A 16,065-nucleotide genomic window follows, 5' to 3' on the forward strand; every position below is an offset into this window, starting at 1 on the left:
CTAGCCTTGCGCCGACAGAGTGATCCGAATGACACCCCGCCTGCGTCTCTTCCCACTCCTGATCTTAGCCCTCGTCGCCTGCACCATCTCCGCGCGGGCGCAGGACAGGGGCTCGCTCAATCCACAGCCGCTGCCGCCGCTCGCCAACCCCAATGATCCAAAGATCGGGGCGAAGCAGCTGTTCGCGCGCAAGGTGCTGCCGGCGGCGTTGCCGACCCGGTCGATCGGCGGCTACACCAAGGGTTGTCTCGCCGGCGCCGCGCAGATGCCGCTCAACGGCGAGACCTGGCAGGTGATGCGCTTGTCGCGCAACCGCTACTGGGGTCACCCCAACATGATCGCGCTGCTGAAGCGGCTTGCGGCCAACGCGCACAAGGACGCCGGCTGGCCGGGCATCCTGGTCGGCGATATCGGCCAGCCGCGCGGCGGCCCCGCGCTCTCCGGTCATGCCAGCCACCAGATCGGACTCGACGCCGACATCTGGCTGACGCCGATGCCTGATCGCAAATTGTCGCGCGAGGACCGCGAGGAGATGTCGGCGGTGATGATGGTGCGCGACGACCGGCTCGACATCGATCCACGCGTCTTCACGCCGGGCCACGTGCTCGTCATCCGCGACGCGGCGCGGGAGCCGGCGGTGCAGCGCATCTTCGTCAATCCCGCGATCAAGAAGGCACTGTGCCGCGAGGCCACGGGCGATCGCGGCTGGCTGTCGAAGATCCGGCCGTGGTGGGGCCACGACTACCACTTCCACATTCGCATGCGATGTCCGCCCGGCAGCCCTAGCTGCGAGGGACAGAAGCCGCAAGCGGAGGGCGAAGGCTGCAAGCCGTCCGATCTCGCCTTCTGGTTCAAGGATTCGGTGCTGCATCCGAAGCCTCCGCCGAAGCCGCCGAAACCCCGCCCGCCGATGACGCTCGCGCAGATGCCGGCTGACTGCAGGACGGTGCTGAACGCCCCCGACGCCAAACAGCAGCTGCCAGGGCAATGACATCTTCGTCAGGCGGCTATGCCGGCCGGCTCGAACTGCGATATGATCTCGTGCCGTCGCGCCGTAAGCGCGTTCGGGCGATGGATCGGGGCGGCTGATCTATTCTATCCGTCGTCATGAATGGACCAGACATGCGCAAATCGCTCCTCGCCGCATCGCTCGTACTCGTCTCGACCTCCGCTTTCGCGGCGGAGGAGCCGAGCGGTTGTGACAAGTTCAAATGGTCGATCGAGCGCGCACGCGCCGCGCTGACCGCACCCAATCGTGCCCGGGTCGTATCGGGAAGCGAGCAGGCCGCGCTGCCGGCGACCGCGATCACGCTGGCGCTGGTGGCCCCCGGCGACGCCAAATTGCCGACCCCGCCGGAGCGCACGCCGAAGGAAGGCACCTCCGCCGGCTTCACCAACTTCAAGGCCGCGCCGAAGGCCGGGCTCTATACCGTCAGCCTGTCGGCCGGGGCCTGGGTCGACCTGGTGCAGGGCGGGCATCTCCTGAAGCCCAAGGCGTTCAGCGGCGCGACCGATTGCGACGGTATCCGCAAGACCGTGAAATACGACCTCGCCGCCAGCCCCTTCGTGCTGCAGGTCAGCGGCTCAAAAGAGAACTCGCTGTCGATCGCGATCCAGCCGGCGGACGAATAGGACGAGCGGTTAGACAAACGGTCGCCTTTACCGTAAGCCTCAACCTGCTATGTTTGCAGCGCGATATCCCTGAGGACCGTAAGTCCATCGGGGACCAGCGGAACAGCGCTTCCGTCCGTCGCAGGCCAGACCCCACTCAACGCCTGATTTGCGCGCCCGTTCGCGCGTGAACCCGCACGGAGCGCTTTCCATGTCACGACTTTCAATTTCAAGGCTTGCCGGACTTTTCACCGCCTTCGTCATCCTGCTCGGTGCGATGCATTCGCCCGCGAGCGCCGAGGACAAGACGCTCACCATCTTTGCCGCCGCCTCGATGAAGAACGCGCTCGACGACATCGACGCGGCCTATACCGCCAAGAGCGGCGTCAAGATCACCGCCAGCTATGCCGCGAGTTCGGCATTGGCAAAACAGATCGAGCAGGGCGCGCCGGCCGACGTGTTCGTCTCCGCCGACACCGACTGGATGGACTATGCGATCAAGCAGAAGAACATCAATGAGCAGACGCGGGTGAACCTGCTCGGCAACTCGATCGTGCTGATCGCGCCGAAGGATTCCAAGCTCGACAACGTCAACATCGGACCCGGCTTCGATCTCGCCAAGCTCGCCGGCGACGGCAGGATCGCGACCGGCGACGTCAAGGCGGTGCCGGTCGGTAAATACGCCAAGGCCGCGCTGGAGAAGCTCGGCGCATGGCAGGCGGCGGAGCCGAAATTCGCGATGGCCGAGAGCGTGCGCGCCGCGCTGACGCTGGTGGCGCGCGGCGAAGCCGTGCTCGGCATCGTCTATTCGACCGACGCCAAGGTCGAGCCAGGCGTCAAGATCGTCGGCACCTTCCCGGCCGACACCCATCCGGCCATCATCTATCCGGTCGCAGCAACCACGACCGCGAAACCGGAGACCGCCGAGTACCTGGCCTTCCTGCGCTCCTCCGCGGCGAAGACGATCCTCGAGAAATACGGCTTCAAGTTCCTGATCAGCCCGACGACCTAAGCGTGTTTGAGATCTCGCCGACCGAATGGACGGCGATCCTGCTGTCGCTGCGGGTCGCCGTCATCGCAACACTGGTGGCGACCCCGTTCGGGGTAGCGCTCGCCTGGCTGCTGGCGCGGCGCGATTTCTGGGGCAAGTCGCTGCTCGATGCCGCCGTGCATCTGCCGCTGGTGCTGCCGCCCGTCGTCACCGGCTATTTGCTGCTGTTGACCTTCGGCAAGCGCGGCCTGGTCGGCGGCTGGCTGGCCGACCATCTCGGCATCGTGTTCGCATTCCGCTGGACCGGCGCGGCGCTCGCCTGCGGCGTGATGTCGTTTCCGCTTCTGGTGCGCCCGATCCGTCTCTCGATCGAAGCGGTCGACCGCCGCCTCGAGCAGGCGGCCGAGACGCTCGGCGCCGCGCCGTGGCGGGTGTTCGCAACCGTGACGCTGCCGCTGGCGCTGCCCGGCGTGCTGGCCGGCATGGTACTCGGTTTTGCCAAGGCGATCGGCGAGTTCGGCGCGACCATCACCTTCGTCTCCAACATTCCCGGCGAGACCCAGACCATTTCGTCGGCGATCTATTCGCTGATCCAGACGCCGGATGGCGACCCCGCCGCCGCGCGGCTCGTGATCATCTCGATCGTGCTCGCGGTCGGCGCACTGGTCGCGGCTGAAGTGTTCGCGCGTCGCGCCACCGCGCGCCTGCATGGGCAATAGAGCATGATCCGGAAAAGTGTGAAGCGGTTTTGCGAAGAGGCCATGCTCAAACAAGGAGCTAAAGCGCGATGACGATTCAACTCAATCTCATCGCGCTTTAGCCATGCTGCGCGTCGACATCACCAAGCAGCTCGGCGAGTTCTCGCTTGCAGCCTCGTTCACCAGCGAGGGCCGCGTCACCGGCCTGTTCGGCGCGTCCGGCTCCGGCAAGACCTCGCTGATCAACACCATCGCGGGACTGTTGCGTCCCGACCGCGGCACCATCGTGATCGACGGCGAGACCGTCGACGATACCGCGACCGGCATCCACGTCCCGAGCTGGCGCCGCCGCATCGGTTACGTGTTCCAGGACGCGCGGCTGTTTCCGCATCTCGATGTCCGCCAGAACCTCGACTACGGCCGCCGCATGAACGGCCTCACCGAAGATCCCGCCCAACACCGGCGCGTCGTCGACCTGCTCGACATCGGCGCCCTGCTCGACCGCCGTCCCGGAAAGCTCTCCGGCGGCGAGCGCCAGCGCGTCGCGCTCGGCCGGGCGCTGCTGTCCAAGCCGCGGCTGCTGCTGCTCGACGAGCCGCTGGGGGCGCTCGACGAAAGCCGCAAGCTCGAGATCCTGCCCTATCTGGTGCGGCTGCGCGACGAAGCCGGCATCCCGATGGTCTATGTCAGCCACGACGCGGCCGAGCTGCGCCAGCTCGCCACCCAGATCGTGATGCTGCGCGGCGGCCAGGTGACCGCGTTCGGCGGTGTCAAGGTGCTGACGGCGGGCGCCTAGCTGGCCGTTTTTCCGAAAGTCGGCATAAGATAGCCTATCTTGTCTGCCAGGCCCGCGTCGGGACGTCCGATCGGGCATAGGGAAGGGTGTATTTGTGCGACTGACTGGCTGGGTGTTGCTGCTGATCGGCGGGCTGCTGTGCGCCACGATTTCGTGGGCCGCGCTCGGCTTCCTGCTGATGGGCGTCGGCCTGATCGCGCTGCAGGTCGACGAGCGGCCCCGGCGTCCGGCCGATGCCGCCGTGCCGGCCGGCGCCTCGGGATTTACCCCGCCGCGCCTCAGCGACGGGCTGCAGCCGCCGACCCTCGATCCGATCGCAGGCCAGGATACCGGGCAGCGTCAGTCGCGCCGGGTGGCCTGGCCCGACAAGAAGGGGGACGCAGCCTACGGCCGGGAGACTTACGACCGCGAGGCCTGGCGCCGGCTTGTCGACAGCGATCCTGATCTCGCCCAGATCGCCAATGTGCTCGCCGATTACGGCCCGCAATATGTCGATGAGCTGGCGGCGAGCTATCTGGCCGCCCCCGATAAGGGCCGCCTGGCGGCGATCGTCGACGGCATCATCGCGCGCGCCGGGGACGGTCAGCCGATCCCGCCGCCGCCCGCACCAGTCGAAGCATCTCGGCCGCCACCGCTGCCGCCCCCGCCGCAGCCAAAGCCGGTGATCATCCCTGCCGCCAAGGCGGCGGCTTCGCCAAGCAATCGCGCAAACGCGCTCGAAGCGTCCCTGCTCGCCACGGTCGAGGAGGCTTCCGCCAAGATGGCCGCCGAACGCGCGGGTCTCTTCAAGCCTGCCAAGGAGCCTGGAAAGGAGCCGGGCAAGGCCACCGACAGCCGACCGCAGGCGGCGAGCCAGCGGGAACCGCTGTTCGGTCGCGCCACCCGGGACGCGAAGCCCGCCGGGCCGCCGCCGGTACCGGTCACAACGCCGCCGATGCCGGCTGCACCGCCGCCCATGCCGGCCGACACGCCCGCCGCTCTCGAAGCATCGTTGATCGCCGCCGTCAGCGAGGCCGCCGCCCGGCGGGCGGACGCCCCCAAGGATGCGTTCAAGGACGCGTCCAAGCCGGCACCGGAGTCAGCGCCGCCGGCGCGGCGCGAGCCCGAAATCCGTGCGGTCGCGCCCACTCCACCGACGCCACCTCCGCCGGCTCCCGCTGCGCCCGCCACGACGCCAGCTGCGACGACACCACCTGCGAAGACAGCGGCCGACAATCTCGACGAGACGCTGCTCGCGGCGCTGGCCGAGATTTCCGGCCAGAAAATCAAGGGCGAGACCAAGCCGGACGCGGCGTCCAAGGGCCCATCCGGTCCGCCGGCCGACGACGGGCTATCCGACATGATCAGGAAGTTCGCGCCGGATTCGAGCTTCCTGCGCAAGACGTAACGGCGCGCCTCAGACCCCCGCCACCGACGCCCAGATATCGGCGAGCTTGCGCTTGACGATCTGCATCCGCGTTTGCGGCGCGACCTTCTCCTCTTCCTCCGGCAGGCGCAGGCCGACGACGTTAACGCGGCCACCGCTGATGCTGCGCGCCACCAGCACGATCTCGTCGAGCGCCAGTTCGGCCCCTTCCTTCGGCGCGCGGTCGAGATTGACGTCGAAATAGTCGGCGAGCGTCAGCTTGGCCTGGTGCTCGTCGACCTTGACGCCGTAGATCTCGGCGAGTTCGCCGAGCGTATGCTCCGCCGACACCATGAAGTCGCCGAGCAGATGCGGATCGGGCGCGCTCGACGGCGCCATGTCGACGAAGAAGCGGTCGAGCGCCTCGGCGCGCTCCGGCGGCGCCAGCAGGTAGATGTAGTCGCCGGGCGCGACCGGATCGGCCTCGGTCGGCGTCAGGATCCGCTCGTCGCGGATCACCAGCGTCGGCTTCGACCAGGACGGGATCAGCCCGCGGCGGAAGTACAGGCTCTTCGGCCGCACCGGATAGCCGACCAGCTGCTGCTCGAGCTGGCCGGGCAAATCGAGCTCGACGCGGCGCGGGCCGCGTTCGGCGCGCGGCAGCGCGACGTGCAGCCGCCGTGCCGCCGGCGCCAGTGTCCAGCCCTGCAACAGCAGCGAGATGATGACGACGACGAAGGCGACGTCGAAATAGAGATAGGCCTTCGACAGGCCGACCAGCATCGGGATCGAGGCGAGGAAGATCGCGACCGCGCCGCGCAGGCCGGTCCAGGCGATGAAGACCTTCTCCCGCCAGTTGAACTTGAACGGTGCGAGGCAGATCAACACCGCCAACGGCCGCGCCACCAGCATCAGCGCGAACGCCACCAGCACGGCGCCGCCGGCGCTGGAGAGCAGGCGATGCGGCGAGACCAGGAGGCCGAGCAGCACGAACATCACGATCTGCGCCAGCCAGGTCGCGGCGTCGAGGAACGTCACCACCGAATTATGCGCGCGGGTCGGCCGGTTGCCGATGATGATACCGGCGAGATACACCGCGAGAAATCCCGAGGCATGCACGATCTGCGAGCCGCCGAAGATCACCAGTGCCGCGGTGGTGACGAACGGCGCATGCAGGCCCTGCGGCAGCGCTACATAGTTCAGCGCGATAACCACCAGCCGGCCGCCGATCACCCCGATGATGGCGCCGAACACCGCCTCCTGGATGAACTCCAGCGCGATGTGCGAGGCCGAGCTCTGGCCGATCGAGATGAACTCGACCAGCATCAAGGTGAGGAAGATCGCGAACGGATCGTTGGTGCCGGATTCCGCCTCCAGCGTCGCGCCGACGCGTGGGCGTAGCCGCAGACCCTGGGTGTGCACCAGCAGGAACACGGCAGCCGCGTCGGTCGAGGCCACGACGGCGCCGACCAGCAATGACTCGGTCCAGTTGAGGTCGAGCACGAAACGGGCGACCGGCGCTGTGATCAGCGCGGTCAACAGCACGCCGGCGGTCGCCAGCACCATCGAGGGCACCAGCACGGTGCGGATGCTGGCAAACCGCGTCTTCAATCCGCCGTCGAACAGGATCAGCGCCAGCGCCACCGAGCCGACCAGATAGGTGGTGCGGACGTCGTCGAACTGCAGCCGGCCGGGGCCGGAATCGCCCGCCAGCATGCCGACCAGCAAGAACACCAGCAGCAAGGGAGCGCCGAACCGCAAGGCCAGCAGGCTCGACAGGATGCCGGCCATCACCAGCACCGCACCGAGCAGGATCGCTATACTGACGGAGTCGAGGGATGCCATGCGCCTTCGGAGGTCTCAAATACTTGCAATTGCATCCTTATCGTCGCCACACTGGGACGCCAACCGATTTCTGACATAAGCGGCAATGTGCCCGGTCTCATCAGCCCTAGGTCGCCCCGACACTGTGTTGTATCGATGGTCGCGTGTGCGCCTTTGTGGGATTCTCGCGGGGCATTCGAATCACATTTGGCTGACCCGCGCTTCGAGTTGAGATTTTGCCGATGGACATGAACTGGAAGGACGTCCTCGAATCGATCCAAATGGCGGCGCGCTCGGTCGGCGCCGAGGTCGCCTCGCCCTGGTTCTATCTGCAATTCGGCATCATCCTCGCCGCCGCCGGCCTCGCCTACGCCGCCGACACCGCCATTCATGCGCGGGTCGACATGTCGTCGCTGGCGATGCGCTGGCCGCTGCCGCTCCGGCACTTCGCCCGCGTGATGGTGAAGAGCGCTTCCACCGCCGTGTTCGCGGTCCTGATGATCATCTCCCGCATCGTGATGTGGCACGCGACCTGGCCGAGCCGCAGCTATCTGATCGCGGTCTCCGCCAAGCTGGCGCTGGCCTGGCTGGTGATCCGCCTCGTCACCTCGGTGATCGACAACGCCTTCATCGTGAAAACAGTCTCGATCGCGGCATGGGTGGTCGCCGCCCTCAGCATCATCGGCCAGCTCGATTGGGCGGCCGACACGCTGGATGCATATGCGGTCGTGGTCGGCGGCCTCCGCCTTTCGCCGCTGCTGCTGATCAAGGCCGGCGCGCTCCTGATCGTGGCGCTGTGGCTGACCAACCTCGCCGGCAATTTCGCCGAGAGCCGGATCAACCGCGCCACCGATCTGACGCCGTCGATCCAGGTGCTGCTGGTCAAGATCATCCGCATCGGATTGATGGTGACGGCGATCGTGATCGCGCTCGGCGCGGTCGGCATCAACCTCTCGGCGCTTGCGGTGTTCACCGGCGCGGCCGGCGTCGGCATCGGTCTCGGCCTGCAGAAGATCGTCGCCAATTTCATCAGCGGCCTGATCCTGTTGGTCGACAAATCGGTGAAGCCCGGCGACCTCGTCACGATCGGCGACAATTCGGGCCGGATCAGCGCGATGAAGACCCGCTACATCTCGGTCGCCGCCGGCGACGGCCGCGAGTTCCTGATCCCGAACGAGGACCTGGTGACGCAGAAGGTCACCAACTGGACCTATACCGACAAGAACACGCTGGTGAAGATCGCCTTCTCCACCAACTACGACGCCAATCCGCGGCAGGTCTGCAAGCTCGCGATCACGACCGCGGCGGCCCATCCGCGCGCCACCAAGGGCCGGACGCCGAACTGCATCCTGACCGAGTTCGCCGAGGCCGGGATGAAATTCTCCCTGACCTTCTGGATCGCCGACCCCGACGGCATGGACAATGTGAAGAGCGACGTCATGCTGTCGCTGTGGGACGCCTTCAAGCAGGAGGGGATCAGGGTGCCCTACCCGGTGCGGGAACTCCGCATCCGCGGCGGCGCGCTGCCGGTCGAGAGCGTGGTCGAGGTCTCCAATTAGCGCTTGAGCGCGGTCTTTTCGCCGCAGCGGTGGCCGCTGTTCCGGATATGGCCTGAAAATCAAGCCGTTTGGGCATGTCCCCATGCCCAACCTTGGCTTGCGCCGGGCGCGCCGATCATTAAATTAGGGCCTGAAATCAGCCCCTTGCCCGCAGAAACAGCCCGCCCATGAGCTATATCGACGCCACCGACACCTCGCTTCGCAAGACCGGTCAGATCAAGCTGCACGGACCGAGCGGCTTTGCCGGCATGCGCAAGGCGGGCGCCCTGGTGTCGAAATGCCTCGATGCGCTCACCGACATCGTCAAGCCGGGCATCCCGACTTCGGTCATCGACGAGTTCGTTCGCAAGTTCGCCTTCGACCACGGCGCCTATCCGGCGACGCTGATGTATCGCGGCTATCGCTACTCGACCTGCACCTCGATCAATCACGTGGTCTGCCACGGCATGCCGGGCGACCGGCCGCTGAAGGAAGGCGACATCGTCAATGTCGACGTCACCTTCATCGTCGACGGCTGGTACGGCGACTCCAGCCGCATGTATGCGATCGGCGCCATCGCGCGGAAGGCCGAGCGGCTGATCGAGGTGACCTATGAGGCGATGATGCGTGGCATCGCCGCGGTGAAGCCCGGCGCCACCACCGGCGATATCGGCCATGCCATCCAGAGCTATGTCGAGCCGCAGGGCATGAGCGTGGTGCGCGACTTCTGCGGCCACGGCCTCGGCCGCCTGTTCCACGACGAGCCGAACATCATCCATATCGGCCGCCCCGGCGAAGGCGCGCCGCTGAAGCCCGGCATGTTCTTCACCATCGAGCCGATGATCAATCTCGGCAAGCCGCATGTGAAGATCCTGTCCGACGGCTGGACCGCGGTGACCCGCGACCGTTCGCTGTCGGCGCAGTTCGAGCATTCGGTCGGCGTCACCGCCGACGGCGTCGAGATCTTCACGCTGTCCGAACGCCATGGCGAGAAGCCGTGGGTTCAGGTCTAATCGGGTTCAGCTGTAACCGTCCTCGTCAATAATCGCTGCGCGTGCGCTCGATGATCTCCTCGGGCGTGTGGTTCTCTCCGATCGACATCGCGCAGATCCGCGACAGATGCAGATAGGACAGTCCGGTCTCCTCCGCCCAGGCGTTGAACTGCGCCTGCACCTTGGCGAGATCGCGCTTCGACTTGACCTCCTCGGCGATATCGAGGCCGGCATCGCGCAGGCAGGCGACGACGTCGCGCGAGGTGACGAAGCCGTCCCAGCCGAGGAAGCGCAGCAGCATCTGTCCGGTGTTGCCGCCGAGCCGGCTGCCGCGCTTGGCCAATAGCTCCAGCAGTCCGACCTCATCCGATGACGGCCAGGCGCTAAGGAATTTGCCGAAGCTGCCGTGCTCGCGCGCGATCTCCTGCACGAAGCGGCCGTTGTCGCGCACCGACATGATCTTGGCGCCGTTGCGCACGATCCTGGCGTCGCTGACGAGCTTCTCCCAGAATTCGTCGGGCTTGAAGGCGAGCTTGGCGGGCTGGAAGCCGAGGAACGCCTCCTCGAAGCCCGGCCATTTGGCGTCGATCACGCTCCAGGCAAAGCCTGCGCAGAACACGCGCCTGGTCATCTCGGCCAGCACGCGGTCGTCGCTGAGCTTTGCCAGCGCCTTGGCGCCCGCCGGCGGCCGCAGCAGTTTCTCCAGCGCCTTCGGCCCGCCCTTGCGCTTCTCCGCGCGCGAGCGGATCACCTTGAATGATGTCACGCCGCCCTCCCCCTCTTGCTCTCGAACCGTTGCCGCCGACGGTAATTCGCCCGAAGCATCGTGGCAAACCCGGCAGTTGCATCGGCTCTTGCAAATCGCCGCGAGCACGGCATGGTTGTAGCCGATGCCCGCCAAAGCCAGTGACAGCCCCGATCAGCCCGACGAGACGCCACATTATCACGGCCATCGCGAACGGCTGCGCGAGCGCTTCTATGCGGCCGGTCCCGACGCGCTGACCGACTATGAGCTGCTGGAAATGGCGCTGTTCGCCGCGATCCCGCGCCGCGACACCAAGCCGTTGGCCAAGGCGCTGTTGAAGAAGTTCGGCTCCTTCGCCGAGGTGGTGCACGCGCCGGTGGCGCGGTTGCGCGAGGTCGAGGGCGTCAAGGATGCCTCGATCAACCAGATCAAGCTGCTCGCCGCAGCCGCCGGCCGGATCGCCAAGGGCGAGATCAGGCGCAACATCGCGCTGTCGTCCTGGAACGACGTCATCGACTATTGCCGCACCGGCATGGCGTTCGCCGACAAGGAGCAGTTCCGCCTCCTGTTCCTCGACAAGCGCAACCAGCTGATCGCCGACGAGGTGCAGCAGACCGGCACCGTCGATCACACCCCGGTCTATCCGCGTGAGGTGATCAAGCGCGCGCTGGAATTGTCCGCCACCGCGCTGATCCTGGTGCACAACCATCCGTCCGGCGACCCGACGCCGTCGCAGGCCGACATCCAGATGACGAAAGCCATCGTCGACATCGCAAAGCCGCTCGGGATTGCCGTGCACGATCACATCATCGTCGGCAAGAACGGGCATACCAGCTTCAAGGGCATGCGGCTGATTTAGCATTGCACTCAACAAGCCCTCCGCTGTCGTCCCGGCTTAGTGCGCAATTGCACACGGGGGCCGGGACCCATAACTACGGAGTTGCGTTGTCGAAGCACGCTGTGGCTCCAGCTTTGCAAGCCAATTTGCTTTCGTGGTTATGGGTCCCGGGTCGCGCAGCGCTTGCCCGGGACGACATCGAGATTGTGGCAGAGAGTCATACGACCGCATTCTCGCGACATCTCTTGCCGAGCCTTGCATCTCGTTCCGCCCGCGTCATACGAACCAAGCGTAACTGCCGCTAAACTAGCCCATGCAACGTTTCCCGCGCGGCGGCGTTTGTTGCAGATTGATCTGACGGCCTGTCAGGGGCCTTGGGGGACCGATGTCCGATTACGTCATTGAGGAGGGGCTGCCCTATCCGCTGGGCGCCCACTGGAGCGGCCACGGCACCAATTTCGCGGTGTTTTCCGCCAACGCGACCAAGGTCGAGGTCTGCCTGTTCGACGGCGAGCGCGAGACGCACCGCTTCGAGCTGCCCGAATATACCGACCAGGTGTTTCACGGCTTCATCAATGGCGTGCAGCCGGGGACGTTCTACGGCTATCGCGTTTACGGTCCCTACCAGCCGGACGGCGGCCACCGCTTCAACCCGAACAAGCTGCTGCTCGATCCCTACGCCTGCGCCCATGCCGGCAGCCTGACCTGGAATCCGGCGGTGTTCGGCTACAAGATGGAGAGCGGCGACGACCTCACCTTCGACGAGCGCGACAGCGCGCCGTTCATGCCGAAATGCGTGGTGGTCGATCCCAATTTCGACTGGGTCCAGGAGGCGCAGCGGCAGGACGTGCATTGGGACGAGACCGTGGTCTACGAGACCCACGTCAAGGGGTTCACCAAACAGCACCCGGGCATCGACGAACATTTGCGCGGCACCTATGCCGGCTTCGGCTCGAACGCTGCGATCGACCATCTCAAGGCGCTCGGCATCACCTCGGTCGAGCTGCTGCCGGTGCATTCCTTCATCAACGACAGCAACCTGCTGGACAAGCACCTCACCAATTACTGGGGCTACAACACCATCGGCTTCTTCGCGCCGGATCCGCGCTACGCCGCCGACGTGCCGAACAGCCTGCGCGAATTCAAGGAGATGGTGTCGCGGCTGCATGGCGCCGGCCTCGAAGTCATTCTCGACGTCGTCTACAACCACACCGCCGAAGGCAACGAGCGCGGCCCGACGCTGTCGTTCAAGGGCATCGACAATGCGAGCTATTACCGGCTGCTGCCGGACAAGCGGCGCTACTACATCAACGACACCGGCACCGGCAACACGGTGAACCTGTCGCATCCGCGGGTGATCCAGATGGTGATGGACAGCCTGCGCTACTGGGCCGGCCACATGCATGTCGACGGCTTCCGCTTCGATCTCGGCACCATCCTGGCACGTGAGGTCTACGGCTTCGACGAGCAGTCCGGCTTCCTCAAGGCGATGAACCAGGACCCGCTGCTCGCGACCGTCAAGCTGATCGCCGAACCCTGGGATTGCGGCCCCGGCGGCTACCAGGTCGGCGGCTTCCCGGCGGGCTGGGCGGAGTGGAACGACAAATACCGCAACGTTGTGCGCGATTTCTGGCGCGGCGAGGCGGCGCCAGGCAGCCTGGCACCGCGGCTGCTCGGCTCGCACGACGTGTTCAACCACGAGGGCCGCCGCACCTGGGCCAGCGTCAACTTCATCACCGCCCATGACGGGTTCACGCTGAACGACTGGGCGAGCTACAACAACAAGCACAATGAGGCCAACGGCGAGCACAACAATGACGGCTCGTCGGACAACCACTCCTGGAATTGCGGCGCCGAGGGCCCGACCTCCAATCCGGATATCCGCACTTTGCGCGAACGGCAGAAGCGCAACATGCTGGCGACGCTGCTGGCCTCGCAGGGCACGCCGATGCTGCTCGGCGGCGACGAGTTCGGCCGCACCCAGCGCGGCAACAACAATGCGTACTGCCAGGACAACGACATCTCGTGGTTCGACTGGAATTTTTCCGACGACGGCGGGAAGCTGCTCGCCTTCACCAAGCGGATGATCAAGCTGCGGCGCGACTACCCGATCCTGCGCCGCAGCCGCTTCCTCTCCGGCGATCGCGATCCCCAACTCGAGATTCGCGACGTGGTCTGGATCAGCACGACAGGCGCCGAGATGACGCAGGCCGACTGGAGCACCGGCTGGATCAAATGCTTCGGCGTCGTGCTCGACGGCCGCGCGCGCAAGACCGCGATCGCGCGTGAGGGCGAGGACGACACTGTGCTTGTCATCCTCAACAGCTACGAGGGCGAGGTCGACTTCAAGCTGCCGCCGACGTCAGCCGGACCGCGCTGGTCGCGGCTGCTCGACACCAACGCGCCGGAACAGCCGGCAGGCGCGCAGTTTGCGTTCGACGGCACGTACAAGGCGGTAGGGCGTTCGTTCGTGCTCTTCACCGCTGGCGAGGTGAAGTCATCCCCGTAGCCCGTTGGCTCCACTCGGGCTGCGATCCGCCTTCTCCTTCCCCCTGAAAGGACCTGAAAGGGGGAAGGTCGGGATGGGGGTCAGCCGCAGGCGATGCTGCAAGAGAGCAGATCCCCACCCGCTTTGCTTTCATCAGCAAAGCGACCTCCCCTTTGCAAGGGGAGGTAAGAGTCCCGCGACGCCGTCGGCCAATTGACATTCGGCCGCGGACTGCCAGACTTCGCGGAAAATTAGGGGTGGAGACCTCTGGATGGCCAACCTTTCGGCCTCAAATCACGTCGCCCGTGTTCTGTCGGCGGCCAACCAGGTGGCCGGCGTCGACACCGAGACGCGGATCGCCGCGTCCTGGCGGCGCTGCCTGGTCAATCACAACCTCGATCCGGCCCGGCGCGGGCCGCCGCAGACCCTGACCGAGGCCGAGATCCGGCACATCGCCGAGCCGATGGAGGATTTGATCCAGGTCGCGATCCCCGAGCTCGAGGACCTCGCCCGCGTGCTCCACGATTCCGGCTACTGCGTCAATCTCGCCGACCCCAACGCCACCATGCTGGTGAGCCGGTTGCCCGGGGGCGACTACGCGCGGATGTTCCTTGAGTGGAAGATCTACACCGGCTCGAACTTCGCCGAGACGTTCGAGGGCACCAACGGGCTTGGCACCGCGCTCGCCGAGCAGCGGCCCATCCTGGTGCATGGCGACGAACATTTCCGCGAGCAGTGGCACATGTTCACCTGCGCGGTGTCGCCGCTGTTCGATCATGCCGGGCGGCTCGCCGGCGCCGTCAACATCACCTCGTGCCGCAGCGACCTCGGCCGCAGCGCGCATGAGCTGGCGCTCGCCGTCACCACGGAGGCGACGCGGCGGATCGAGCAGTCGTTCTTCCGCCGGCGCTACCGCGCCTCCTGGATCGCGATGCTGCCCGGCGACGGGCACGGCATGCTGGCCTATGACGACGACCGCCGTGTCGTCGGCGCCTGCCGCACCGCGCGCGCGGCGTTCGGCCTGACCGATGCGATGATCGACGACGGCATCGACCTGTCGCATCTTATTCAACTCGACGATCGCGCGACACGGGCCGCGGACGAGCAGGTCGCGCTGCGCCGCGCCGACGGCACGCCGTGGGGACGCGGCCATCTGGCGCCGCCGGTGCGGGCGCGTTCGCCGCGCCTGCCATCCACACCGCCGCGCGAAAAGCCGGCCGGACAGTTTTCCGGCCTGCACCGGCTGGCGGGCCGCGATCCCGTGCTGATCAAGGGCGTGAAGCGGCTGATGACGGTCGGCAATCTCGATCTGCCGATCCTGCTGCATGGCGAGACCGGCGCCGGCAAGGACGTGTTCGCGCGCGCCATCCATGCGGCGAGCAATCGCGCCGGCCGCAACTACGTCGCGCTGAACTGCGCAGCGATGCCGGAGAGCCTGATCGATGCCGAGCTGTTCGGCTACGAAGCCGGCGCCTTCACCGGCGCGCGGCGCGAGGGATCGAAGGGGCTGATCGTGCAAGCCAGCGGCGGCACGTTGTTCCTCGACGAGATCGGCGACATGCCGCTTTCGCTGCAAACCAGGCTGCTGCGCGTGCTGGAAAACCGCGAGGTCTGGCCGCTCGGCGCGCTGAAGCCTGTCGCGGTCGACATCCGCCTGATCAGCGCCACGCACCGCGACCTGGCGCGGATGGCTGAGGACGGCAGCTTCCGCTCCGATCTGTATTATCGGCTGCGCGGCATGGAGATCCGCCTGCCCGCGTTGCGCGAGCGTGCCGACCGCAAGGACGTCATCGCACAGATCGCCGACGAGGAAGCGCCGCACTGCCGCATCGCGGCCGACGCCTGGGCGCAGCTGATGGCCTATCCGTTCCCCGGCAACATGCGCCAGCTTCGCCACGTGCTGCGGCTCGCCGGCGCCACCGCGGAGGACGGCGTCATCACCGAGGCCGATCTCGATCTGCCGCCGTTCAGCGCACGCGGCGCGGAGGCCGATCACACAGCGAGCGAGCGCACCGCGATCATCGATGCATTGCGCGCCAATGACGGAAGAGTGACGGACGCGGCCAAGGCGCTCGGGCTCAGCCGCGCGACGTTGTACCGGAAGATCAAGGCGTTAGGGATCGCGCTGGACAGCTAGACCAGAACGGCCCCTGCTGTTCCGGCGGTGCGGGAAAGGTGATATCGTACGGTTTTCGCCTT

The 16,065-nt window shown here is 66.4% G+C and carries 13 protein-coding genes; 11 read left to right on the top strand and 2 right to left on the bottom strand.

All coding sequences use genetic code 11. The features are described from left to right. The first annotated feature begins 28 nt into the window (after positions 1-28). The 6 genes from mepA (at position 29) to ACVMIH_RS24430 (ending at position 5,483) form a co-directional block, all read left to right on the top strand. Positions 29-991, top strand: coding sequence for a penicillin-insensitive murein endopeptidase (gene mepA / locus ACVMIH_RS24405; protein WP_057019514.1), 963 nt, complete (start codon positions 29-31; stop codon positions 989-991). Between the two features lie 131 nt (positions 992-1,122). After that, entirely contained in the window at positions 1,123-1,632 is a 510-nt protein-coding gene (locus ACVMIH_RS24410) for a hypothetical protein (protein ID WP_057019515.1), read from the top strand. Positions 1,633-1,837: 205 nt separating this feature from the next. After that, positions 1,838-2,623 (top strand): molybdate ABC transporter substrate-binding protein, encoded by a 786-nt coding sequence (gene modA, locus ACVMIH_RS24415; protein WP_057019537.1) that lies wholly within the window; start codon positions 1,838-1,840, stop codon positions 2,621-2,623. 2 nt (positions 2,624-2,625) lie between these two features. Then, positions 2,626-3,321, top strand: coding sequence for a molybdate ABC transporter permease subunit (gene modB, locus ACVMIH_RS24420; protein ID WP_057019516.1), 696 nt, complete (start codon positions 2,626-2,628; stop codon positions 3,319-3,321). 103 nt (positions 3,322-3,424) lie between these two features. Continuing rightward, positions 3,425-4,096, top strand: a complete 672-nt coding sequence (modC, locus tag ACVMIH_RS24425) for a molybdenum ABC transporter ATP-binding protein (protein WP_057019517.1) — start codon at positions 3,425-3,427, stop codon at positions 4,094-4,096. 94 nt (positions 4,097-4,190) lie between these two features. Then, positions 4,191-5,483 (top strand): hypothetical protein, encoded by a 1,293-nt coding sequence (locus ACVMIH_RS24430; protein ID WP_456863611.1) that lies wholly within the window; start codon positions 4,191-4,193, stop codon positions 5,481-5,483. Positions 5,484-5,492: 9 nt separating this feature from the next. On the opposite strand, the gene ACVMIH_RS24435 is transcribed toward ACVMIH_RS24430, so the two are convergent. Then, positions 5,493-7,286, bottom strand: a complete 1,794-nt coding sequence (locus tag ACVMIH_RS24435) for a potassium/proton antiporter (RefSeq protein WP_057019518.1) — start codon at positions 7,284-7,286, stop codon at positions 5,493-5,495. A 221-nt stretch (positions 7,287-7,507) separates the two neighbouring features. Between ACVMIH_RS24435 and ACVMIH_RS24440 the strand changes: the two genes are divergently transcribed. Together ACVMIH_RS24440 and map are read left to right on the top strand one after the other, a co-directional pair. Then, positions 7,508-8,824, top strand: coding sequence for a mechanosensitive ion channel family protein (locus ACVMIH_RS24440; RefSeq protein WP_057019519.1), 1,317 nt, complete (start codon positions 7,508-7,510; stop codon positions 8,822-8,824). A gap of 167 nt (positions 8,825-8,991) precedes the next feature. Continuing rightward, a complete protein-coding gene (gene map, locus ACVMIH_RS24445) occupies positions 8,992-9,816 on the top strand; it encodes a type I methionyl aminopeptidase (protein ID WP_016844429.1) in 825 nt (274 codons plus the stop codon). Positions 9,817-9,841: 25 nt separating this feature from the next. On the opposite strand, the gene ACVMIH_RS24450 is transcribed toward map, so the two are convergent. Beyond that, positions 9,842-10,561, bottom strand: coding sequence for a DNA-3-methyladenine glycosylase I (locus ACVMIH_RS24450; protein ID WP_057019520.1), 720 nt, complete (start codon positions 10,559-10,561; stop codon positions 9,842-9,844). A gap of 124 nt (positions 10,562-10,685) precedes the next feature. On the opposite strand from ACVMIH_RS24450, the gene radC reads away from it, so the two are divergent. The 3 genes from radC to ACVMIH_RS24465 all read left to right on the top strand — a co-directional run bounded on the left by radC (position 10,686) and on the right by ACVMIH_RS24465 (position 16,003). Then, entirely contained in the window at positions 10,686-11,399 is a 714-nt protein-coding gene (gene radC, locus ACVMIH_RS24455) for a RadC family protein (RefSeq protein ID WP_057019521.1), read from the top strand. Positions 11,400-11,763: 364 nt separating this feature from the next. Further along, positions 11,764-13,887: a glycogen debranching protein GlgX gene (glgX, locus tag ACVMIH_RS24460; RefSeq protein WP_456863614.1), complete on the top strand. Its 2,124-nt coding sequence runs from the start codon at positions 11,764-11,766 to the stop codon at positions 13,885-13,887. 250 nt (positions 13,888-14,137) lie between these two features. Continuing rightward, on the top strand, positions 14,138-16,003 hold the full coding sequence (locus tag ACVMIH_RS24465) for a sigma-54-dependent Fis family transcriptional regulator (protein WP_057018920.1): 1,866 nt from the start codon (positions 14,138-14,140) through the stop codon (positions 16,001-16,003). The last annotated feature ends 62 nt before the right edge of the window (positions 16,004-16,065 follow it).

It is taken from the genome of Bradyrhizobium sp. USDA 4503 (assembly GCF_054055815.1).

Coding starts and splice junctions, on each gene's coding strand:
- ACVMIH_RS24410 (WP_057019515.1), top strand. CDS start 1,123: ATGCGCAAATCGCTCCTCGCCGCATCGCTCGTACTCGTCTCGACCTCC.
- ACVMIH_RS24465 (WP_057018920.1), top strand. CDS start 14,138: ATGGCCAACCTTTCGGCCTCAAATCACGTCGCCCGTGTTCTGTCGGCG.
- radC (WP_057019521.1), top strand. CDS start 10,686: ATGCCCGCCAAAGCCAGTGACAGCCCCGATCAGCCCGACGAGACGCCA.
- mepA (WP_057019514.1), top strand. CDS start 29: ATGACACCCCGCCTGCGTCTCTTCCCACTCCTGATCTTAGCCCTCGTC.
- ACVMIH_RS24440 (WP_057019519.1), top strand. CDS start 7,508: ATGGACATGAACTGGAAGGACGTCCTCGAATCGATCCAAATGGCGGCG.
- glgX (WP_456863614.1), top strand. CDS start 11,764: ATGTCCGATTACGTCATTGAGGAGGGGCTGCCCTATCCGCTGGGCGCC.
- map (WP_016844429.1), top strand. CDS start 8,992: ATGAGCTATATCGACGCCACCGACACCTCGCTTCGCAAGACCGGTCAG.
- ACVMIH_RS24435 (WP_057019518.1), bottom strand. CDS start 7,286: ATGGCATCCCTCGACTCCGTCAGTATAGCGATCCTGCTCGGTGCGGTG.
- modC (WP_057019517.1), top strand. CDS start 3,425: ATGCTGCGCGTCGACATCACCAAGCAGCTCGGCGAGTTCTCGCTTGCA.